We start from the raw sequence: 21,986 nt of genomic DNA, 5'->3' as shown, positions 1-21,986 counted from the left end.
TTCCGTCCTGTTGATGCCTTCATTTAATCGTGCTCAGGAGAGGCTGACGGTGCGGTGACACACCGAGGCGGCGTTGCCACCCTACGTCTATATCATCGATACGTCGTATGCACCATTTCTTCGAGCGCTTTTACCACCTCCCCTACCCCTGCATCGCCGCCGAAATTGCCTGCCACCGCCCGGCAGCGCCCATGCAAGCCATCGTCGTCGAGCAGCGCCTCCAGCCCCGCCACCAGGCGCCGCGTATTCAGCCGCGTGGCCGGCAGCGACAGCCCGACGCCGAGCGCTTCGACCCGCACGCCGTTGTCGAACTGGTCGTGCGCGAGCGGCACCACCAGCTGGGCCGTGCCGGCGTGCAGGGCCTCGGCCGTGGTGCCGATGCCGCCGTGATGGACCAGCACCGCCACTCGCGGCAACAGCGCGCGCAGCGGCACGTATTCCTGCCATAGCACGTGATGCGGCAGCTCGGCGGGCAGCTGGTCGCGGTGCGGTGTCAGGATGACGGCCCGCTCGCCCAGCAGGCGCGCCGCTTCGATGGCGTGCTCGAAATACGCCCGCGCCTGGCGGTTGCCGGTACCGGGAGTAAAGACCAGCGGACGCCCGCCCTGCCCGAGGAAATGCTGCAGTTCGCTCGACAGCGCCGCCTGCGGATTCGGGTCGAACAAGGGAAATCCGGACCTTACGAGCGGGCGCGGCCAATCGGGCGGCGTCGGCGCGAACCATGTGGGGAACAGGGCGATCGACAGGTCGGCGATCGAGGTAACCGTATCGATCAGGGATCTTACCGGTACCAGCCCGGCGCGCCTGCGCGCGGCGTTCAGGTCGGGCAAGGCCACCGGATCGACGAAGCGCGCGGCAAGCGAACGCCACAGGCGCCGGCGCACCCCGTGCGGCACCCAGCGCGGCACGCGCCAGGGTCCCAACATCAGCGGATCGTGGACGGTCGGTAAATTCGATGGCGCCAGGAAGGCGGCGGCGATGCGCAGTTCGGGACGCGCCGCGCGGCACAGGTCGGCTTCCGGCAAGGCCAGCGGATGAACCAGCATGACGTAATGGGCGTCGGCCGGCAGCGCCGCCATGAAGGCCGGCACGGCGGCCATCGCCGGCCGCGTCGCCTCCCAGACGACGCTGAATCCCCGGGTCGGATGCCACAGGTCGGGATGGTCGAGCACGGCCGGGTCGGCCGGCAAACCGTGGAAGGGCAGCTCCGCGGCGTGTACGAAGGGTTCGTGCTGGACCGGGCCAAGGAAGCTGACGCGGTGGCCCGCGTCGCGCAGCGCCAGCCCGATGCGCAGGAAGGGAAACAGGTCGCCCGCCGAGCCGATCGTGACCAGCACGACGTGGAGCGGCTTGCGTTCCACCTCCATGGCTCAGCCGCTCAGGGAATCAGGCGCTCGGCGCGCAGGCGTTCGAACAGGTCGAAGAACGAGGCGTCGGTGGCCTGGTAAGCGGCAAAGCCGAGGCGGCGGCTGTTGGCCATGTCGGTCATCACCTCCAGCGGACGGCCGAGGTCGAGGTCCGTGTGCCAGGCCGAAGCCAGGCGGTCCAGGTCCGGTTCGACCAGGCCGTGGCGCGTTGCAATCTCGCGCCAGAGCGGTGCGTCCTGCGCCATCGCCGCTTCCAGCGGCTGGATTTTCCCGCTGTAGCCGGCCGCCTCGACGCCGAACCAGCTTGCCAGTTTCGGCCACAGCCAGCTCCAGCGGAACACGTCGCCATTGACGATATTGAAGGCTTCATTCTTCGCCGCGTCGGTGTCCGCGGCCCAGACCAGCTGTTTGGCCAGCATGCGCGCGTCGGTCACGTCGGATAAACCCTTCCACTGCGCTTCCGAGCCGGGGAACTGGAACGGGCGCCCGGTTTCCTTGCAGATGGTGGCGTAGACGGCCAGCGTCGTGCCCAGGTTCATCGCATTGCCGACGGCCAGGCCGATGATGGTATGCGGACGGTGCACGCTCCACGTAAAACGGTCGCGCTCGGCGGCGGCATAGACTTCGTCTTCCTGGGCGTAATAAAAATTGTCCAGAGGCAGGCGCGGCTGGCTTTCGCGCAGCGGCGTGTCGGGCAGCGTGCCCGAGCTGGCATAGGCCTCGAAGGGGCCGAGGTAATGCTTCAGGCCCGTCACCAGCGCAACGTGGCGCACGCTCTTTTTCAACGACAGCGCGTCGAGCAGGTTGCGCACCAGCGCGGCATTGACGCGAATGTTTTCCTGTTCGGTGTCCTGGCGCATCCAGGTGGTGATGAAGACGTGGGTCGGTGCCGTGTCGGCAAGCGCGCTCTTGAGTCCCGCCGGATCCATCAGGTCGGCCGCCACGTGGCGCACGCCCGGCAAGTCCTTCGGCGCGCGGCGCGACAGGCCGACGACATTCCACCCATTGGCCAGCAATTCGCGCGCGACGTGGTTGCCGCCGATCCCCGTGATGCCCACTACCAAAGCCGTTCTTTGCATGTGTTTCCCCTGCATGGTCGATGAAACCCATTTTAACTGTGGGTCAAAAACGGCGTGCACGAGGGTTGAAAAACGGTCAATCGTGCGCGGGGTGCAGGTTCAGCCGGGCCGGCGGGCGTAGCTCTTCGTCAGGATCTCCCAGCGGTGCTTGTCCGGCTCGTCCCAGTAGATATTGCGCCCGCCGTGGGCCGTGCCGACCTTGCCGTCGTTGCGGCCGCGCACGTCGCCGCGCCAGCCGATGCCGGCATCCTCGAGGCGTTTCAGGATGGCATCGAACTCGGCATCGCTGACGCGAAAACAGAAGTGCTCGACCGGAAAGTCCTCGTCGGTCGTGATGAAGTCGAGCGTCAGTCCCGGGTTGACGTAGACGGCCGAAAAAATGCCGAGCGCCGTCTCGTCCCAGGGCACGTCGAGCAGGGAAGCGAGCAGCCGGGCCGACGCCACCCGGTCGCGCGCGTTGACGATTACATGGTCGAGCTCGATCATTGCCCCTCCTTCGCCCTCAGCTCAGGGCATCAGCTTGCCCTCGATCGAATCGTCGAGCGTCTTGCCGATTGCCGCGCCGACCAGCATCTTGGCGCCGGCCACGGCCTGTCCGTGCTTGTTGTCCCAGTAATAGCCGCCTTTCGGCACGACCTGGATGACCGTGATGCGCGGGTCGTCCTCGCCTTCGGTGAACCAGGTCTTGAGGACGAAGCTCCACAATTCCTTGATTTTGGCGCGGTCCTGCGAGACGGTGGCGATGCCGTCGAGTTCCATGAAGCCGGCATGCTTACTGCGCTGGAAATAGAGTTTCACTTCCGGATCGGCGGCGATTTCCGCATCCGTGTGGCTGTCGATGGCGCTCAGGAACCACAGGTTGCCGGCCTCGTCGGCTTGCAATACGCTCATCGGGCGCGCCCCCCGGTTCGGGCCCGTGCCGCCGCTGGTGCAGAAGAAGCAGGTCTCGGCATCCTTGGCCATCTCGCGGATGCGCTTGCGGGCTTCGTCGCCGCTCAGGTCGCGGTGGTTCATTTCAGGCTGGTTACGGTTGATCGAATCCATGTCGGTACTCCTCGTAGGTGGCGATAGAACGACAATAGGGATGCAGCGATCACCCGTCTGTGAACGGTTTCACGCTCGTCCTGTCGAGACCGGGTCAAAGCCGGTTCAGGCGCCCTCCTTGCGAGTGCCGGGATAGGCCGGCAAGCCGTCGTCGATGCGCATCCAGCTCAGCCGTTGCGCGGCAAAGGTATGGTCGCGCGGCGGTACGGCTTCCGGGTCGTCGAGGCTGGCCGTGGCGATGTCGATCTCGTCGGGGGTGCGGTCGTCCTGGTAGGTCAGCGTGGTGCTGCAAATGGCGCAAAAGCCGCGCAGCACGTGTTCGCTCGAGCGGACGGTGGCCGGATTGCCCTGCGAAAAGCGCATGTGTTCCACGCGCGTGCTGAACCAGGCCACGGCGGGCGCGCCGGCAATGCGGCGGCAGTCGACGCAATGGCAGAGCGTGGCATGGAAGACGTCGCCGTCGACGACGTAGCGGATTGCGCCGCAATAGCAGCCACCCAGCAGCATGTTGGCCTCCGAGGACGATGGATTGTCACCAGCATAAGCCAGGCCGGATGGGGCTTCAAGCGCAGCGCGAACCAGGAATTGTCCGGCCTTTGTAGGGTGGGCACTTGTGCCCACGCGGTACAGCGCTTGAGCGGCCGATAACGATGTTTCGACACGCAACCGTGGTACCGCGTGGGCGGAGCCCACCCTACAAAATCAAGGTTACAGGAACCGGTCCAGGATCTTCCGGCTGTGCTTATCGATTTTAAACATATCCCGCACCAGGAAATTAATCCCGTGGTTATCCGCAATCAGCAGCGAGGCCTCGCCCACGCGGCGGATGTCTTCATCGACTTTCAATACGAACGAGGTTTCGCCGCGGTCGGTTTTGACGGTCCAGGTGCAGGGCGTGGCAAAACTCGACACACTGGCGATGTGCTGGATCTCGGGAATGAATTCGCGGCCTTCCAGCTCTTCGGTGACGAGCTCGCGCACCTGCTCGGGCGCAGTAGCGAGATCGTCGATCCAGGCGACTTCCTTGCCGCCGTCGCGCACCAGCGAGATGCCGCGCGTCGGCGCCTGGATCGGAAAGGCGCGCACGGGAATCACGCCCTGGATGTCGACGCCGTCCTCGCCGGTGAACACGAGTTTACCGAAGCTGTCGCGGCGCAGGGTGAAGGGAGTGCTCATATCAGTCGTCCTTGTCCGTATCGTCCATATCCTGGTCCACGTTGCGCGCCTGCGCTTCGTAGAGGCGGTGGTAGGCGCCTTCGCGCGCCATCAGCTCGTCGTGGCTGCCCTCTTCCACCACCACGCCGCGGTCGAGCACCACCAGGCGGTCGGCGCGGTGCAGCGTCGACAGGCGGTGCGCGATCGCAATCGTGGTACGGCCCTGCACCAGGTTGTCGAGCGCCTTCTGGATTTCCTTTTCGGTTTCCGAGTCCACCGACGAAGTCGCTTCGTCCATGATCAGGATCGGCGGGTCGATCAGCAGCGCGCGCGCAATCGAAATACGCTGGCGCTCGCCGCCCGACAGGCCCTGGCCGCGCTCGCCGACCATCGAATCGTAGCCCTGCGGCAGGCGCAGGATGAATTCGTGGGCGTGCGCGGCGCGGGCGGCGGCGATGATTTCTTCGCGCGTCGCGTCGGGCTTGCCGTAGGCGATGTTCTCGGCGATCGTGCCGAAGAACAGGAAAGGCTCTTGCAACACGAGGCCAATGTTGCGGCGGTAGTCGGCGACCGCGAAGGTACGGATGTCGACGCCGTCGAGCAAAATCGCGCCTTCGGCCACGTCGTAGAAGCGGCAGATCAGGTTGACCAGCGTGCTTTTACCCGAGCCGCTGTGGCCCACCAGGCCAACCATCTCGCCGGCCTTGATGTTCAGGGAAATGCCGCGGTTCACGGCGCGGTTACCGTAGCGGAAACCGACTTCGCGCAGTTCGATATTGCCGGCTACTGTCGGCACTTTGACTGGATTGACCGGGTCCGGCACGCTCGAGACGTGGTCGAGGATGTCGAAGATGCGCTTGGCGGCCGAGGCCGACTTTTGCGTGACCGAGACGATGCGGCTCATCGAATCGAGGCGCACATAAAAGCGGCCGCTGTAGGCGATGAAGGCCGACAAGGTGCCGACCGTGATGTCGCCGCGCGACACCTGCCAGATGCCGAAGCACCAGATCACGAGCAGGCCCAGTTCGGTCAGGAAGGAGACCGTCGGCGAGAACAGCGACCAGACCTTGTTCAATTTGTCGTTGACGGCCAGGTTGTGCTTGTTCGCTTCGCGGAAGCGCACGGCCTCCCTCTTTTCCTGGGCAAAAGCCTTGACCACGCGGATGCCGGGAATCGTATCGGCCAGAACGTTGGTGACTTCGCCCCAGACGCGGTCGATCTTCTCGAAGCCGGTGCGCAGCTTGTCGCGCACGACGTGGATCATCCAGGCGATGAAAGGCAGCGGCACCAGGGTGATGAAGGCCAGCCACGGGTTAATCGAGAACAGGATCACGCCGGTCATGATGATCATGAGCACGTCGGACAGGAAGTCGAGCAGGTGCAGCGACAGGAAGACGCAGATGCGGTCCGAGCCGCTGCCGATACGCGACATCAGGTCACCGGTGCGCTTGCCGCCGAAGAATTCCAGCGACAGTTTCAGCAGGTGTTCGTAGGTGGTCGAGCGCAGGTCGGCGCCCATCCGTTCGGACACCAGCGCCAGCACATAGGTCTTGCCCCAGCCCAGGGCCCAGGCCAGTACGGCCGAGGCCAGCAAGCCGCCCATGTACATGTACACAAGACTTTCGTCGATCTTCTGGCCGTTCTGATACGGAATCAGGACATTGTCCATCAGCGGCATGGTCAGGTAAGGCGGGATCATGTGCGCGGCGGTGCTCGCCAGCATCAGCAGGAAACCGAGCAGCAGCTGGCTGCGGTAGGGCACGGCGAAGCGCCACAGGCGGAACAGGGTCCAGGTCGAGGGCGGCGTGTGCACGACCTTGGCGCAGATCGGGCACTCTTCCTGGTCCGGCTCGAGCGGCGCCTTGCAGCTCGGGCAGGTGTGCTGCTCGGGCGCCAGCACCGGTTTGCCGGTCTCGACACTGGTCACCTGCTCGGCGAAGGCGTCGGCGACGCGGATCGCGTGCAGATTCTGGCCCAGCGTAAACCGCCAGGCGGCCAGGCGGCCCTGCTGGTCGACCAGTTCCAGGTGGCCGACGCCGGCGTGGTCATGGTGGCGCAGGGCCAGTCCCGGGCGGAAGCCCCAGTCGCGCCAGACGGTTTCACCCGGCGCGCGCGACAGCAGGCGGCGGGTGGTGACCACGAGGATACCCTTCGTGAAACGTAATTTCGTGTCGAGGTCAACCTCCACGCCAGTTAAAACGTTTTCCCCTGGTGCAAGCTGTTTCCGAACGTCATTGTCCCAACCGTCAGGCAGGAAGCCGGCGGCGGCCGCCAGCGATGTCGGAGAAACGAGTTGTTGAGTTGTCATTAGTGGTGCCGCCCGTGACAGGCATGTTCTGGATAGAGGGGTAACGCGGTGACCGGCTCGGCGGTTTACATGGAGCAAAGGAAAAAATTCCAATGCTGGGCGAAGTGGCCAGACCGGAACCGCCTATTTGGCATAAATCGGTAGGGCACTGTAAGCTTCGGTCCGGCAAGTATACATCACATGTGCGCTGCATGACCGCGTTTGGGTGCGGTAGCGCACAGGCAGGCAAACATAGGCAACGCCATCATGGTGACAAGCGGACACCGTGGGCAAGACATCATTACATGACAAAGAAGAAAGACATCAAGTTTCTCCGTGTAACTCACCTGCGCGGCCCGAACATCTGGACTTATCGTCCGGTGATCGAGGTCTGGCTCGACATTGGCGAGCTGGAAGACTTCCCTTCGAATAAACTGCCCGGATTTAACGAGCGACTCACCGGCTGGTTGCCTGGCCTGATCGAGCACCGTTGCGGCGTCGGCGAGCGCGGCGGCTTCCTGGAACGCCTGGAAACCGGCACCTGGGCCGGCCACATCCTCGAACACATCGTGCTCGAGCTGCAGAACATGGCCGGCATGAAGACCGGCTTCGGCAAGACCCGCTCGACCGGCGACACCGGCGTGTACAAAATGGCTTTCCGCACGCGCGACGTCGTCGTCGGCCGCGCCGCCCTCGAAGCCGGGCACCGCCTGCTGATGGCCGCCGTCAACGATGAATCCTTCGACATGGCCGGCACCGTTGCCGCGCTGACCGAACTGGTCGACCGCTACTGCCTGGGCCCGTCGACCGCGAACATCGTCGATGCCGCCACCGACCGCCGCATTCCCTCGATCCGCCTGACCGAAGGCAACCTCGTGCAGCTCGGCCATGGCGCCGCCCAGCGCCGCATCTGGACCGCCGAAACCGACCGCACCAGCGCCATCGGAGAGAGCATCGCCAGCGACAAGGACCTGACCAAAACCCTGCTCGCCTCGTGCGGCGTGCCGGTGCCGGAAGGCGCCCTGGTGAGAAGCGCCGACGCCGCCTGGGACGAAGCCCAGGACATCGGCCTGCCGGTGGTCGTGAAACCCGTCGACGGCAACCATGGCCGCGGCGTGACGCTGAACCTGATGAGCGAATCGGAAGTGCGCACGGCCTACGCGATCGCCTCCGAAGCGGGCGACAGCTCGGCCGTGCTGGTCGAGCGTTTTATTCCCGGCAACGAGCACCGCCTGCTGGTCGTCGGCCGCCAGGTCGTGGCCGTGGCGCGCGGCGAGTCGCTGTGGGTGACCGGCGACGGCAAATCCACCGTCAGCGCGCTCGTGGCGAGCCAGATCAACACCGACCCGCGCCGCGGCAACAGCGAAGAACATCCGCTCGGCCTCGTCAATCCGCAGGACGGCGAAATCCTGCTCGACTTGAAGCGCCAGGGCTTGAGCCCCGACTCGATCCCGCAGGCCGGCCAGAAAGTCCTGATCCAGCCGAACGGCAACGTCTCCGACGATGTCACCGACCTGATCCACCCGGAAGTGGCGCACATGGCGGCGCTGGCGGCACGCGTCGTCGGCCTCGACATCGCCGGCATCGACCTGGTCTGCGAAGACATCTCGCGCCCGCTCGACGCGCAGCGCGGCGCCATCATCGAAGTCAATTCCAGCCCGGGCCTGCTGGCCCACATCAAGCCGGCCTCGGGCACGCCGCGCAACGTCGGCAAGGCCATCGTCGCGCACCTGTTCGCGGACGGCGAGAGCGGCCGCATCCCGCTGGTCGGCGTCACCGGCACCCTCGGCACCAGCCTGATCACGCGCCTGCTCGGCTGCCTGCTGCATGCCGGCGGCAAGCATGCGGGCGTGGCCAACGGCGAAGGCCTGTATCTCGACGGCCGCCAGGTCCAGAAAGGCGATTGCACCGGCTTCGCGCTTGGCGAGCGCCTGCTCATCAACCGGAATATCGAAGCGGCCGTGTTCGAATCGAACGCGCGCAGCATCCTGGCCGAGGGCCTGCCCTACGACCGCTGCACGGTGGGCGTCGTCACCGACATGGGCAAGCTGGACTCGGTCGCCGAATACCATATCGCCGACGGGGAAGCGCTGGCCAACGTGGTGCGCAGCCAGGTCGACGTGATCCTCTCCGATGGCGCGGCCGTGCTGAACGCCGCCGACCCCGAAGTGGTGAAACTGGCCGAACTGTCGGACGGGCGCGTGATCTTCTATGCGATGGACGAGCACAATCCGGTGATGGTCCAGCACCGCGCGAGCGGCGAGCGCATCGTCTTTGCGCGCGACAACCACATCGTGCTGGTCGAGGGCGGGGTCGAGACCAAGCTGCTCGACCTCGGCAAGATCCAGCCGGCGACCGTCAAGCATCCGGCCAGCGTGCTGGCGGCGACCGCCGCCGCCTGGGCGCTGGGCCTGCCGCACGACCTGATCTGCGGCGGCTTGCGCGCGTTCGACGCCACGAAAAAAACGACTTATTGAGCAGCAGTATCCGGTTCGCCGGAGCCAGGGAGTCCGCCGCGCTTCCATCAAGCAGGCGGGCCAGTCCCAACTTAAAGGAATGAAGGTTTATGGAAGTATCTCGCGTACGGGCCTTGCGCGGCCCTAACCTCTGGAGCCACCACACCTCGGTCGAGGCGATCGTCGCCTGCACCCCGGAGGAAGAATCGATCGCCAGCCTGCCCGGCTTCGAGACGCGCCTGCGTTCGCGCTTTCCCCAGCTCGGCCAGCTGCAGCCCTTCGGCCACGAAGAAGACGTGCTTGACCCGGTGCCGATGGCCGAAGTACTGGAAATCGTCGCCCTCACCCTGCAGGCCGAAGCCGGCTGCCCCGTGACCTTCAGCCGCACCACCGCCACCGTCGAGACGGGCATCTACCAGGTCGTGGTCGAATACACCGAGGAAGACGTCGGCCGCCTGGCGATGGTGCTGGCCGAGCAGCTGATCGCCGCGGCCCGTGAAGACCAGCCCTTCGACCTCGAAGCGGCCCTCACCCAGCTGCGCGACCTCGACGAAGACGTGCGCCTCGGTCCCTCGACCGGTTCGATCGTGCAGGCCGCGATCAATCGCAACATCCCCTTCCGCCGCCTGACCGAGGGCAGCCTCGTGATGTTCGGCTGGGGCAGCAAGCAGCGCCGCATCCAGGCCGCCGAGATCGACGCCACCGGCGCGATCGCCGAGACCATCGCCCAGGACAAGGAACTGACCAAGAAGCTGCTCGACGCCGCCGGCGTGCCGGTGCCGCTGGGCCGCGTGGTGGTCGATCCCGATGACGCCTGGGCCGCGGCCCAGGAGATCGGCCTGCCGGTCGTGGTCAAGCCGAAGGACGGCAACCAGGGCAAGGGCGTGACGGTCAACATCACGACCAAGGAACAGATCACCGCCGGCTTCCATGCGGCCGCGGAGTTCCGCGACGACGTCATGGTCGAGCGCTACCTGCCGGGCCACGACTACCGCCTGCTCGTCATCGGCGACAAGCTGGTCGCCGCCGCGCGCCGCGAGCCGCCGATCGTGGTCGGCGACGGCGTGCACACGGTGCGCCAGCTGGTCGACCAGGTCAACCTCGACCCGCGCCGCGGCAACGGCCACTCGACTTCGCTGACCAAGATCCGCTTCGACGACATCGCCCTGGGCAGCCTGGCGAAACAGGGCATGGACGCCGAGTCCGTGCCGAAAAAAGGCCAGCGCGTCGTCCTGCGCAATAACGCGAACCTCTCGACCGGCGGCACCGCCACCGACGTCACCGACGACGTCCATCCGGAAGTCGCGGCGCGCGCCATCGCGGCAGCGCACATGGTGGGCCTCGACATCTGCGGCGTCGACCTGGTCTGCGATTCGGTCCTGAAACCGATCGAGGAACAGCACGGCGGCATCGTCGAAGTCAATGCCGCGCCGGGCCTGCGCATGCACCTGTCGCCCTCGTTCGGCAAGGGCCGCGACGTCGGCGAAGCGATCATCGACACCATCTTCAAGGATGGCGACGACGGCCGCATCCCGGTGGTCGCCGTCACCGGCACCAACGGCAAGACGACCACGGTGCGCCTGATCGCGCACCTGCTCACTGCCTCCGGACTGCGTACCGGCATGACCAATACCGACGGCGTCTACATCGAAGGCCGCCGCATCGACAGCGGCGACTGCAGCGGTCCGCGCAGCGCGCGCAACGTGCTGCTGCATCCGGACGTCGACGCGGCCGTGTTCGAGACCGCGCGCGGCGGCCTGCTGCGCGAGGGCCTGGCCTTTGATCGCTGCGAAGTGGCGGTGGTGACCAACATCGGCGCCGGCGACCACCTCGGCCTGAACTACATCACCACGCTGGAAGACCTGGCCGTGCTGAAGCGCGTGATCGTCCAGAACGTGAAGCCAGGCGGCATGGCGGTGCTGAACGCGGCCGATCCGGTGGTGGCCGAGATGGCCGAGCACACGAAAGGCGACGTCACCTTCTTCGCCCAGGACGGCAGCCACCCGCTGATGGCGATGCACCGTGCCCAGGGCAAGCGCGTCGTCTATGTCGACAACGGCTTCCTCGTCTGCGCCCAGGGCAGGAACGAGACCCGCATCGCGCTGGCCGAAGTGCCGATCACCCGCGGCGGCGTCATCGGCTTCCAGGTCGAGAACGTGATGGCCTCGGTGGCGGCGGCATGGGCCGTGAACCTGGACTGGGACAAGATCCGCCTCGGCCTGAAGACCTTTGTCGGCGAGAGCGACAATGCGCCGGGCCGTTTCAACGTCTTCGACTACAAAGGCGCGACCCTGATCGCCGACTACGGCCACAACCCGGACGCGATCGCGGCCCTGGTGTCGGCGGTCGAGAACATGCCGGCCAGGCGCCGTTCGGTCGTGATCAGCGGCGCCGGCGACCGCCGCGACCAGGACATCACCCAGCAGACGCAAATCCTGGGCAGCGCATTCGATGAGGTGCTGCTGTACCAGGACCAGTGCCAGCGCGGCCGCGCAGACGGCGAAGTCGTACGCCTGCTGCGCGAGGGGCTGAACGGCGCCACGCGCACCGGGCACGTGGAAGAGATCAACGGCGAGTTCGTTGCGATCGACCGCGCGCTGGAACGCGTGTCCGAGGGTGATTTGTGCCTGATCCTGATCGACCAGGTCGATGCGGCACTGGCGCATATCGGCAAGCGGGTCGCCGAAGCAAAATAATTCGTACCCAGGGTGGGCGGCTTTGCCGCCCACGCGTTCAACCGGCGGCGATGTCATCCGAACGGGTCCATCATCCTGCTGCCGAACGCGTGGGCGGGAGACCGCCCACCCTACGTTTACTTAACAATCAATCAGCCATGCTCGCACCCGAACAATTCTTCGGCTTCCTGCTCGCCGCCCTCCTCCTCACCGCCTCCCCCGGCCCCGACAACCTGATGGTTCTCGGCCTGGGCATGTCGAAGGGAAGAAAACAGGGCATGGTCTTCGGCCTGGGCTGCGCGCTCGGCTGCCTGAGCCACACTTTTCTCGCCGTGATCGGCGTCAGCGCCATCATCGCGGCCTCGCCCACGGCATTTACGGCGCTGCGCATCGGCGGCGGCCTGTACCTGGTGTGGCTGGGAATCGGTGCCTTGCGCAGCCAGGGTGGCCAGGCCGCCAGCAAGACGAGCGCGCCGCAGTCGCTGCGCAGCCTGTTCATGAAGGGTTTATTCGCGAACGCCATCAACCCGAAGGTGGTGCTGTTCTTCCTGTCGCTGCTGCCGCAGTTCGTGATCGCGGCGCATGGCAATGTGCCGGGCCAGATGCTGGCGCTCGGCGTGACCTTTACGGTGCAGGCGGCGATCCTGTTCGGGCTGCTGGGTTATTTCGCCGGCGCCGTCGGCGCCTGGCTGGAATGCAAGCCGGGCGCCGGCAAATGGCTCGACCGGCTTGCAGGGACCGTGTTCATCGCCCTGGGCGCGAAGCTGATCCTGTCGCGCTGACTGCGACCCCGATTCAACGCTTGCGCGCCGACCGCATTCCGATCAAGCCTAGGCCGAGGCCCAGCATTGCCAGCGTGGCCGGCTCCGGTACGGGTGCGGGATCGTAGGTGATGCCCAGCCGCGCGGAGAAAAATTCGAGCGGATCGCCGGGAGCGAAATCCTGCAAATACAGGGTCCAGCTGCCGAAGGTGTTCATGCCGTCGAAGGCCGACAGGGCCTGCGCCGGACGGAAGCTGCCACCCGCGATGCGTGGGCCTGCGGCTTGCAATGCTTCATCGTCGAAGGTCACGATGACGCGTCCTGCACCGCGTCCGCTGCCGTCGTAGGTCGAATACGCCTGGACCAGGTCGACAGCGGTGCCGTTCGGCCCGATCAGCCTCAGCATGAATTCTTCCTCGAACGGATCGCCGGAGCCCAGGCAGCGGGTGCCGTTCGGGCCGATCGGCGGATCGTCGCATTTCGAAAATTCGACCGTGATGTTCACGTCCCTGACCGTGCCGCGCGCGTCGACCCGCAGTGCGCGTGTCCCTTCCGAACCGTCGAAGACGCCGTAGGTGGTGTTGGTGGTGTTCAGGACCGCCGCGCTGGCGCCGGCGGACAGGAGGAGGCTGAAAACGAAACCGGCAAGACGGTGCATGTGGCGCATGAATTCTCCTTATGGTGGTGCGTACACAAAAGCAAGTTTCATTCCAGCCACTAAAACTGGCGCGATATCAGGCGCTTACCGAAAACGGCTGGCCGCTGCGGCTCCTCACTGTAAATCCAGCCGACATCCGCCGTAGATAAAGCATGCCGGACGCATGCCGTCCTGTCCCGAATCTCAGCGCGTTTCGTGCTCGAGCTGGGTCCGCCAGGCGCAGCAGCGCGCAGGTTCTCGCCGGTGTCAACCTTGTCGTCGGCCACCGGCACGCGCAGCGGGCGCGTCGTCGAGACGGCGGCAGGCACCACGCCGGCCGCGCCGCAGGATGCAGGCGAGGAGAACGCGGGCAGGTCCGAGATGGAATCGTTTCGGTGATATGTGCAGCGAAAATGTTGCGCAGCTCGAACGATAGCATCTCACCTCCGCTTTGTACGCGAGGGACGCCGCCGCCGGCCGGGGCCAACCGGCCGGCGCCGTGGAATCAGCGGACGACGTACACGTAGTCAACCGTTTCCCTGTCCCCTCAGTCGGCACAATGGCCTTTGCCAACCACCAGCCGACGGTTTCGGCGGTGCCGCTACGCTATTTCAGTTGCCGAAATAGCGCAATTCGAAATCGAGCGCCCATTGCACCCGCGAGGACGACAGCGGCGCCTGGATGGTCGCGTCGCATTCGCCCATCCAGGCCTCGTTGGCCGCGTCCAGGCCCTGCCCGTGGATGCCGACCACGGCGCTGCCCGGCGCCACCGCGCGCAAGTCCTGCAGGAAGCTTTGCCCACTGTCCGACTGCACGCCGCCGATGCTGGTGAAGATGACGTCGAAGCGCATGGTACCGAGCGCTTTCAGGGCGGCGCGCGGCCCTTCGGCGGTAATGGCGATATGCCCCATGGTGCCGAGCAGACGGCGGATGGCTGCCGGATCGGGGGCCGAGGGGTGAATGACGAGAATCGTTTTGCGAGGGCTTGGCATACTTAAGGGGTTATGCCTGTTTCACCGAATTCAAGGGTGAGCACGCGCTTTATTTTCGTAACGTGCCGCAGGGCACGGCCGTGGAAAATGCCAATGCACGCAGCATACATTTAGTATTGGTGGCTCGAGGAACTGCTTTATAATCGTTATTTTATTGATAGCAACTTATGGAGTGCAGGATGTCGATCGTGAACGGTATGCAATCGTTCGCGCCGCCTTTTCGAATTCCTGCATACTTTCTGCCATGGGTAGAGCGATTTAAAAAAATCGTCAGGGCAAGGCGCATCGTCGAAGACAGTACGCTTGTACGGCAAGACGATGCAACGCCGCCATGGCGATTTTTTCACACGCTCGTAGCGCACGATTTTTCTGAGGAGTGATTGTGTACGGCACGTCGAATCTCCGCTGGCTGTCTTCGAAGTATGTCCCGCCCGGTGCGGGAGGCCGGAGCGAGCCCGCGCAGGAGGAGTTCCCGCACCCGGGCGGCCTGGTCCGCAAGGTGCTGGTAGTCGACGATGAAGCCGACCTGGCCGACCTGGCCGAGGCATTGCTCCGCAGCCGCGGGCTCGACGTCGTGGTCGCCAACTCGGCCATGGAAGCGCTGCAAATCCTGGCGCGCGACGGCGACATCGATGCCGTCTTTTCCGATGTCATGATGCCCGGCATGAACGGACTGCAACTGGCCGATGCCCTCTCCGAGTTCTACCCGCGCCTGAAAATCATCCTCACCTCCGGCTATACCGTGCCCTCGATGCTGGAAGACCGGGAGCGCCGCTATCTGTTCACGACCAAGCCCTATCGGATCGATACGATCATGAAGCTGCTGCGCAGCTGAACGATTCGAACCTGCGGCCTCTCCTCGCATGCAGGCAGCCGGCGCCGGCATCGGCAGCGCATTGCCACACCCGCATCCTCGTGCCCAGCCGATGGTTGTAAAATGTCGGTCCTGGCTCGGCAACAGCCCTGCCTTACCGAATACCTGAGAAATGACCACCGTTCCCACTGAAATCAACGCCGCCGCGGCCCGCGCAACCTCGGAAAAAGTAACCCCGATGATGGCCCAGTACCTGGGCATCAAGGCCGATTACCCGACCATGCTGGTCTTCTACCGCATGGGCGACTTCTACGAGCTGTTCCATGAAGACGCCGAGAAGGCCGCGCGCATCCTCGGCATCACGCTGACCGCACGCGGCTCGTCCGGCGGCAATCCGATCAAGATGTGCGGCGTGCCCTTCCACTCGCTCGACGGCTATCTCGCCAAGCTCGTCAAACTCGGCGAATCCTGCGCGATCTGCGAGCAGATCGGCGACCCGGCCACCAGCAAGGGCCCGGTCGAGCGCAAGGTGGTGCGCGTCGTCACGCCCGGCACGCTGACGGATTCCGACCTGCTGCCGGAAAAGGCCGAGCGCTCGCTGCTGGCGCTCTGCACGCTGAGCGCACGCAAGTCGACCACCGTCGGCCTGGCCTGGCTGTCCCTGGCGAGCGGCGCGCTGCGCCTGATGGAGTTTTCGGGCGATGAACGCACGGTTGCAGCGCGGCTGGCGCAGGAACTGGAACGCATCGCACCGGCCGAGATCCTGCGCGCCGACGACGGCGACATGTTTGAAGAGAACCCTTTCGCGCACACCCAGCGCGTCCCGGAATGGCATTTCGACGTGGTCAAGGGCCACAAGGCACTGGTCGAGCAACTGGGCGTGGCCACCCTCACCGGCTTCGGTGCCGATGGCCTGGGCGCGGCATTTGGCGCGGCCGGCGCGCTGCTGCGCTATGCCCAGTCGACCCAGGGCCGCGGGCTGCAGCACGTGAAGAGCCTGGCCGTCGAGAGCGAAAACGAATTCATCGGGCTGGACGCCGCCACGCGCCGCAACCTGGAGCTGACGGAAACCATCCGCGGCCAGGAAGCGCCGACGCTGTTCTCGCTGCTGGACGGCTGCCGCACCGCGATGGGTTCGCGCCTGCTGCGCCACTGGCTGCACCATGCACGGCGCGACCAGTCGGTGGCCCGCGCGCGCCATGAAGCGATCGCGGCGCTGGCCGAGGCCGATGCGGCCGCCACACTGTCCGCCACGCTCAACGAAGTGCCCGACATCGAGCGCATCACGACCCGCATCGCCCTGCTGTCAGTGCGTCCGCGCGACCTGGCCAGCCTGCGCGACGGCTTGAAACAACTGCCGGCACTACGCCAGCAGATTGCGCGCTGCTTCATCCCGGGCGACTCCTGCCTGCTGCGCGCCCTGCACGACGCCATCGACACCCCGATTCCCTGCCTCGACCTGCTCACGCGCGCGGTGGCCGAGGAGCCGGCCGCGATGGTGCGCGACGGCGGCGTCTTCGCCACCGGCTTCGATTCGGAACTCGACGAACTGCGCGCGCTGTCGCAGAACGCCGGCCAGTTCCTGGTCGACCTCGAAACCCGCGAGCGCGCCCGCACGGGGATCGCCAACCTGCGCGTCGAGTACAACAAGGTGCACGGTTTCTATATCGAGGTCACCAACGGCCAGGCCGATAAAGTGCCGGACGATTACCGCCGCCGCCAGACCCTGAAGAACTGCGAGCGCTACATCACGCCGGAACTGAAGGCCTTCGAGGACAAGGCGCTGTCGGCCCAGGACAAGGCCCTGGTGCGCGAAAAGGCGCTCTACGAAGAACTGCTCACCTGCCTGGCGCCGCACATCGGCGACCTGCAGCGGGTCGCGCAGGGCCTGGCCCAGATCGACACGCTGGTCGCGCTCACCAGCCACGCGCTGCGCCACAACTGGTGCGCACCAACCCTGGTCGATGCGCCCTGCCTGAGCATCGTCGAGGGCCGCCACCCGGTCGTCGAGCGCCAGATCGAGCGCTTCATCGCCAACGACTGCAAGCTCTCGAACGAACGGCGCCTGCTGCTGATCACGGGCCCGAACATGGGCGGTAAATCGACCTTCATGCGCCAGACCGCCCTGATCGTGCTGCTGGCCTATGTCGGCAGCTATGTGCCGGCGACGAGCGCGACGATCGGCCCGATCGACCGCATCTTCACCCGCATCGGCGCCAACGACGACCTGGCCGGCGGACGCTCGACCTTCATGGTCGAGATGACCGAATCGGCCGCGATCCTGAACGGCGCCACCGAGCACTCGCTGGTGCTGATGGACGAAGTCGGGCGCGGCACGTCGACCTTCGACGGCCTGGCGCTGGCCTGGGCGATCGCGCGCCACCTGATCGACAACAGCCGCAGCTTCACCCTGTTCGCGACCCATTATTTCGAACTGACCCAGCTGCCCGAAAGCCACCCGAGCGCGGCCAACGTGCACCTGTCGGCGGTCGAGCACAAGGACACGATCGTGTTCCTGCACGCGGTGCAGGACGGGCCGGCCTCGCAAAGCTACGGCTTGCAGGTCGCCCAGCTGGCGGGCGTGCCGCCGGCCGTGATCAAGGCCGCACGCAAGCACCTGGCGCGCCTCGAATCGCAGGCGCTCGACACGACGCCTCAGCTCGACCTGTTCGCGCTGCCCTGCGACGACCCTGAGGAGGCGGCGCCGGTCGCGGACGCACCGGCCGTGCCGCCGGCGCTGCTGGCCGCGCTCGAGGAACTCGATCCGGACGCCCTCACGCCACGCGAAGCGCTCGAGCGGCTGTACGAGTTGAAGCGCCTGGCTGCCTGATGCCGCGCCCTGGTCCCGTTCTCCTCGCTGCCGCGCTCCTGTCGGTCCTGGTCGCGCCCGTGCACGCGGCGCGCGACGGCGGACACGAGGCGCGCGAGGCGCACCGCTTCGGCGTCATCGGCCACAGCTTCGACAAGCCGGGCGAGGAGCGCCTGAAGAAAGCGCTGGCGCAGACGAGCGAGAAATCGCTCGCCTTCGTCGTCGTCACCGGCATCAAGGCCGCCAGCGAACCTTGCGGCGACAAGCTGTACCAGGAGCGGCGCGACCTGGTCGACAAGGCAAAACGTCCGGTCATCGTGCTGCCGGCTGGCAGCGACTGGACCGATTGCCGCAACTCGGCCGGACGCACGAATGCGATCGAGCGCTTGAACCGGATACGCGAGCTATTCCACGGCGAGCCGGCCTCGCTGGGCGCGAAAAAGCTGCCGCTCGCCCGCCTGTCGAGCAGCCCGCGCTTTCGCAGCTATGCCGAGAACGCCCACTGGACCGTGGACTCGGTCCTGTACGCCACCATCAATCTCCCGGCCAACAACAACCACTACCTGGCTGCGGCCGGCCGCAACAGCGAATATGAAGACCGGCTGGTCGCGACCCGATTCTGGCTCAACCGCCTGTTCACGCTGGCGCGCGGCGACAAGGTCGATGCGATCGTCCTGTTTACCGAGGGCGATTTAAAACCGCTGGCCGAGCCGACCGGGCTGCGTTCGCTGCTGCGGCGCGCGCCGGTGGGGCAGGACGGCTTCGCGGCCGCGCGCAAACAGGTGCAGGCACTGGCGCAGAAATTCGACGGCAAGGTGCTGCTGGTGGACAGCGCGGCGCTGCCGAAGAAAGGCAAGCCGGCGATCGAGTGGCGCGACAATGTCGGGCACGTGTCGGTCGGTACGGAGGCGGTCGAAGTGAAGGTGACGCCGGGAGAGAAGACCTTGTTCACCCTGCAGGATGCGGGGGAATAAGGCCAACATTGCGATGCATTCCGCGTGGGCACGGAGTGCCCACCCTACGGTACACCGCCGTTGTAGGGTGGGCACTCCGTGCCCACGCGGACGTCCTAACGATTAATGCAGCGGCTGGCTACGGAAGTGGTCGCCCTCTTCGCTGTCGCCTTCGTCTTCACCGTGGTGATGGCCGTGGGCGCCGTGCACGTGGCCGTGGGCGATTTCTTCTTCGGTCGCGGCGCGCACGTCGATGACCGACAGCTCGAAGCGCAGGGCCATGCCGGCCAGCGGGTGGTTACCGTCGAGGACGACCTTGTCGTCGGCGATTTCGGTGACGGTGAAGATCATCGGCTCGTCGTCGCCGCCATCGGCCATGCCTTCGAACTGCATGCCCACTTCCAGCGGCTCCGGCAGGCGCGAACGCTCTTCGACCTTGACCAGCTCGGCATCGTAGTCGCCGAACGCGTCTTCCGGTTCGACCTGCAGGGTCGCGTTGTAGCCGGCTTCCTTGCCGTCGAGTTCTTCTTCGATCTTCGGCAGGGTGTTCTCGTAACCGCCGTGCAGGTAGACCATCGGCTGCGCGCCTTCTTCGATCAGGTTGTTCTGTGCATCCGACAGTTTGTAGTTGACCGTCACGACCGTATTCTTGGCAATCTTCATCGCACTATCCTTTCGTTGTAAGGAGCGGATTATACCCTCCCTCCGCTGCCGCCCGTGCTGTTGCTCCGTCCTGGGCTGGTTATAATGAATACATGAAAAAACTACAGCTATTAGGGAACATTACACCCGCCCAGTTCCTGCGCGATTACTGGCACAAGAAGCCCCTCCTGATCCGCAACGCCATCCCCGGCTTCAAGCCCCTGCTCAAATTCGACAAGCTCGTCGAGGCCGCCGCCAGAAACCACGTCGAGTCGCGCCTGGTCACCATGGTCGACGGCCAGTGGGACATGCAGCACGGCCCGCTCACCGAACTGCCGCCACGCACCCAGCGCGAATGGACCATGCTGGTGCAGGGCGTGAACCTGCTCGACGAACGTGCCGACGCCCTCCTGCGCGAATTCCGCTTCCTGCCCGATGCGCGCCTGGACGACCTGATGGTCAGCTACGCGACGGACGGCGGCGGCGTCGGTCCGCACTTCGATTCCTACGACGTATTCCTGCTGCAGGCCCAGGGCAAGCGGCGCTGGAAGATCAGTGCCCAGCAGGACCTGTCGCTGGTCGAGGGCATGCCGCTGAAGATCCTGTCGAACTTTACCCCGGAAGAAGAATTTGTGCTGGAACCGGGCGACATGCTGTACCTGCCCCCGCACTACGCCCACGACGGCATCGCCGAAGGCGAATGCATGACCTATTCGATCGGCTTCCGCTCGCCCTCCTTCCAGGAACTGGGCGAAGCCTTCCTGCAGTTCATGGCCGACTCGATCGACCTGCCCGGCCGCTATGCCGACCCGGAGCTGCAGCCGGCGAAGAACCCGGCCGAGATCCCGCGCGAGATGCTGGCCTCGGTGACCGAGGAACTGAACAAGGTGCGCTGGGACGAGGAAGACGTGACGGTCTTCTTCGGCGAATACATGTCCGAGCCGAAGCACAACGTGTTCTTCACCCCACCCGCGAAGCCGCTTACCGTCGGCCGCTTCATGGAGACGGCGGCAAAACGCGGCCTGAAACTGTCGGCGAAATCGCTGATGCTCTACCGCGGCAAGCACGTCTTCATCAACGGCGAGTCGTTCGCCGTGAGCCGTGCGGACAAGATTGTCCTCGACGTGCTGGCCAACGAACGGCGCCTGACGGGCGAGCAGCTGGCGCAGGCGTCGGACGACGTACTCGAGGCGCTCTATACCTGGTACGGCGACGGCTGGGTCGAACTCGGATAAACGATGGACGCGCCGCTGATTGCCCGCTTCGACACGCGCCGCGAGCTCGAGGCGCAGTGGCGCGCCCTGCTGGAGCGGGCGCAGGGCCGGCTCGACCTGTTCGATCCCGATTTCGCGGTCTATCCGCTGGGTGCGCCGGATGTGGAGACAAGGCTGCGCGCTTTTCTCCAGGCCGGCGGCATGCTGCGCCTGGCCTTGCACGACCCGGCGCATGTCGAACGTTCCTGCCCGCGTTTCCTGCGCGTGCTGCGCGATTACGGCCATCAGGTCGAATGCCGCCAAAGCCCGCGCTCGCTGCGCCACCTGAGCGATTCGTTCGCACTGGCCGACGGCCTGCATGTGGTGCGCCGCTTCCACTGCGACCACATGCGCGGCGAGGCTGCCTTCGATGCGCCGGTTTCCGTGGAGCTGCCCGCGCAGCGCTTCGACGCCCTATGGGAGGAATCGCGTTCGACCCTCGCACCGAACGTCACCGGACTGTGAATTATGCTTAAATCAACACCTCAAGTCTTTTCTTGAAGTTTGTAGCATCTTGTAACAAAATGAAGCTTATTAATTCACAAAATACTTCCATTTTGGCATGTGTTTTCTATTGCGAAGCAGTAAATTTGGCTATAATATCGGGTTAGGAAGGTTCCGTTGTCTATCAAGCACTGTTACCAGTATGAAAGCCACGAGAATTCCAACGAGCGATAATTACCGGTAATTATTCATCGCAACAAAAGTACTCACTTAATTAAGGAAAAACCATGAAAAAATCCCTGCTGATCGTTTCCCTGATGGCTGTTGCCCTGGCTGCTTGCTCGAAGAAAGAAGAAGCTGCAACCACCACCCCAGCTGCTGTTGAAGCACCTGCTGCAACGACCACCACCACCACCACCACCGACGCAGCTGCTCCAGCCGCCGGCACCACCACCACCACCGACGCTGCTGCTACCACCCCAGCCGCTGACGCTGCTGCTGCTGCCGCCAACGCTTCGGCTGCTGCTTCGCAAGCCGCTTCGGCCGCTTCGACCGCTGCTGACGTCGCTGCTGACGCTGCCAAGAAGTAATCAGCTTTCTCTGATTTTGAAAACCGGC

At 65.2% G+C, this 21,986-nt stretch carries 20 protein-coding genes; 10 read left to right on the top strand and 10 right to left on the bottom strand.

Annotated features, from left to right (window positions below):
- Positions 1-92: 92 nt before the first annotated feature.
- The 7 genes from ACI48I_RS04890 to ACI48I_RS04860 all read right to left on the bottom strand — a co-directional run bounded on the left by ACI48I_RS04890 (position 93) and on the right by ACI48I_RS04860 (position 6,953).
- Positions 93-1,367 carry a glycosyltransferase gene (locus ACI48I_RS04890; protein ID WP_498573502.1) on the bottom strand — a complete coding sequence of 425 codons (1,275 nt, stop codon included), beginning with the start codon at positions 1,365-1,367 and terminating at the stop codon, positions 93-95.
- An 11-nt stretch (positions 1,368-1,378) separates the two neighbouring features.
- The gene (locus ACI48I_RS04885) at positions 1,379-2,446 is read right to left on the bottom strand and encodes an SDR family oxidoreductase (protein ID WP_498573501.1); all 1,068 of its coding nucleotides are present in this window, start codon (positions 2,444-2,446) and stop codon (positions 1,379-1,381) included.
- Between the two features lie 99 nt (positions 2,447-2,545).
- Entirely contained in the window at positions 2,546-2,932 is a 387-nt protein-coding gene (locus ACI48I_RS04880; RefSeq protein ID WP_193684830.1) for a VOC family protein, read from the bottom strand.
- A gap of 21 nt (positions 2,933-2,953) precedes the next feature.
- Positions 2,954-3,490 (bottom strand): pyridoxamine 5'-phosphate oxidase family protein, encoded by a 537-nt coding sequence (locus ACI48I_RS04875; RefSeq protein ID WP_193684829.1) that lies wholly within the window; start codon positions 3,488-3,490, stop codon positions 2,954-2,956.
- A 105-nt stretch (positions 3,491-3,595) separates the two neighbouring features.
- Positions 3,596-3,997: a GFA family protein gene (locus ACI48I_RS04870; protein WP_193684828.1), complete on the bottom strand. Its 402-nt coding sequence runs from the start codon at positions 3,995-3,997 to the stop codon at positions 3,596-3,598.
- A gap of 201 nt (positions 3,998-4,198) precedes the next feature.
- Positions 4,199-4,666, bottom strand: coding sequence for a cyanophycin metabolism-associated DUF1854 family protein (locus ACI48I_RS04865; RefSeq protein ID WP_498573500.1), 468 nt, complete (start codon positions 4,664-4,666; stop codon positions 4,199-4,201).
- Between the two features lies 1 nt (position 4,667).
- Positions 4,668-6,953, bottom strand: coding sequence for a cyanophycin metabolism-associated ABC transporter (locus ACI48I_RS04860; RefSeq protein ID WP_498573499.1), 2,286 nt, complete (start codon positions 6,951-6,953; stop codon positions 4,668-4,670).
- A 284-nt stretch (positions 6,954-7,237) separates the two neighbouring features.
- Here ACI48I_RS04860 and ACI48I_RS04855 point away from each other — a divergent pair, with 284 nt between their 5' ends.
- The 3 genes from ACI48I_RS04855 to ACI48I_RS04845 all read left to right on the top strand — a co-directional run bounded on the left by ACI48I_RS04855 (position 7,238) and on the right by ACI48I_RS04845 (position 12,845).
- Positions 7,238-9,409 carry a cyanophycin synthetase gene (locus ACI48I_RS04855; RefSeq protein WP_498573498.1) on the top strand — a complete coding sequence of 724 codons (2,172 nt, stop codon included), beginning with the start codon at positions 7,238-7,240 and terminating at the stop codon, positions 9,407-9,409.
- Between the two features lie 89 nt (positions 9,410-9,498).
- Positions 9,499-12,084 carry a cyanophycin synthetase gene (cphA, locus tag ACI48I_RS04850; protein ID WP_498573497.1) on the top strand — a complete coding sequence of 862 codons (2,586 nt, stop codon included), beginning with the start codon at positions 9,499-9,501 and terminating at the stop codon, positions 12,082-12,084.
- Between the two features lie 137 nt (positions 12,085-12,221).
- Positions 12,222-12,845, top strand: a complete 624-nt coding sequence (locus ACI48I_RS04845; RefSeq protein WP_498573496.1) for a LysE family translocator — start codon at positions 12,222-12,224, stop codon at positions 12,843-12,845.
- Positions 12,846-12,858: 13 nt separating this feature from the next.
- Here the strand turns inward: ACI48I_RS04845 and ACI48I_RS04840 are convergent, their stop codons facing one another.
- Positions 12,859-13,491 carry a PEP-CTERM sorting domain-containing protein gene (locus tag ACI48I_RS04840; protein ID WP_193684823.1) on the bottom strand — a complete coding sequence of 211 codons (633 nt, stop codon included), beginning with the start codon at positions 13,489-13,491 and terminating at the stop codon, positions 12,859-12,861.
- Positions 13,492-13,725: 234 nt separating this feature from the next.
- Between ACI48I_RS04840 and ACI48I_RS04835 the strand changes: the two genes are divergently transcribed.
- A complete protein-coding gene (locus tag ACI48I_RS04835) occupies positions 13,726-13,860 on the top strand; it encodes a hypothetical protein (RefSeq protein WP_498573495.1) in 135 nt (44 codons plus the stop codon).
- A 212-nt stretch (positions 13,861-14,072) separates the two neighbouring features.
- On the opposite strand, the gene ACI48I_RS04830 is transcribed toward ACI48I_RS04835, so the two are convergent.
- Positions 14,073-14,453, bottom strand: coding sequence for a hypothetical protein (locus tag ACI48I_RS04830; protein WP_498573494.1), 381 nt, complete (start codon positions 14,451-14,453; stop codon positions 14,073-14,075).
- 382 nt (positions 14,454-14,835) lie between these two features.
- On the opposite strand from ACI48I_RS04830, the gene ACI48I_RS04825 reads away from it, so the two are divergent.
- The 3 genes from ACI48I_RS04825 to ACI48I_RS04815 all read left to right on the top strand — a co-directional run bounded on the left by ACI48I_RS04825 (position 14,836) and on the right by ACI48I_RS04815 (position 19,050).
- Positions 14,836-15,288, top strand: coding sequence for a response regulator (locus ACI48I_RS04825; RefSeq protein WP_227496383.1), 453 nt, complete (start codon positions 14,836-14,838; stop codon positions 15,286-15,288).
- Positions 15,289-15,439: 151 nt separating this feature from the next.
- Positions 15,440-18,097 (top strand): DNA mismatch repair protein MutS, encoded by a 2,658-nt coding sequence (gene mutS / locus ACI48I_RS04820; RefSeq protein WP_498573493.1) that lies wholly within the window; start codon positions 15,440-15,442, stop codon positions 18,095-18,097.
- Positions 18,097-19,050, top strand: coding sequence for a hypothetical protein (locus ACI48I_RS04815; protein WP_498573492.1), 954 nt, complete (start codon positions 18,097-18,099; stop codon positions 19,048-19,050). Before mutS ends, ACI48I_RS04815 begins: the two co-directional genes overlap by 1 nt.
- A 102-nt stretch (positions 19,051-19,152) precedes the next feature.
- Here the strand turns inward: ACI48I_RS04815 and ACI48I_RS04810 are convergent, their stop codons facing one another.
- A complete protein-coding gene (locus ACI48I_RS04810) occupies positions 19,153-19,692 on the bottom strand; it encodes an FKBP-type peptidyl-prolyl cis-trans isomerase (RefSeq protein WP_193684818.1) in 540 nt (179 codons plus the stop codon).
- Between the two features lie 92 nt (positions 19,693-19,784).
- Between ACI48I_RS04810 and ACI48I_RS04805 the strand changes: the two genes are divergently transcribed.
- From ACI48I_RS04805 to ACI48I_RS04795, 3 genes are all read left to right on the top strand, one after another.
- Positions 19,785-20,906 carry a ribosomal protein uL16 3-hydroxylase gene (locus ACI48I_RS04805; protein ID WP_498573491.1) on the top strand — a complete coding sequence of 374 codons (1,122 nt, stop codon included), beginning with the start codon at positions 19,785-19,787 and terminating at the stop codon, positions 20,904-20,906.
- Positions 20,907-20,909: 3 nt separating this feature from the next.
- On the top strand, positions 20,910-21,389 hold the full coding sequence (locus tag ACI48I_RS04800) for a DUF7931 domain-containing protein (RefSeq protein WP_498573490.1): 480 nt from the start codon (positions 20,910-20,912) through the stop codon (positions 21,387-21,389).
- A 266-nt stretch (positions 21,390-21,655) separates the two neighbouring features.
- Entirely contained in the window at positions 21,656-21,958 is a 303-nt protein-coding gene (locus ACI48I_RS04795) for a hypothetical protein (protein ID WP_193684815.1), read from the top strand.
- The last annotated feature ends 28 nt before the right edge of the window (positions 21,959-21,986 follow it).

Source organism: Massilia sp. LXY-5, assembly GCF_059801075.1.
This window is presented reverse-complemented; position numbering and strand designations above follow the sequence as displayed.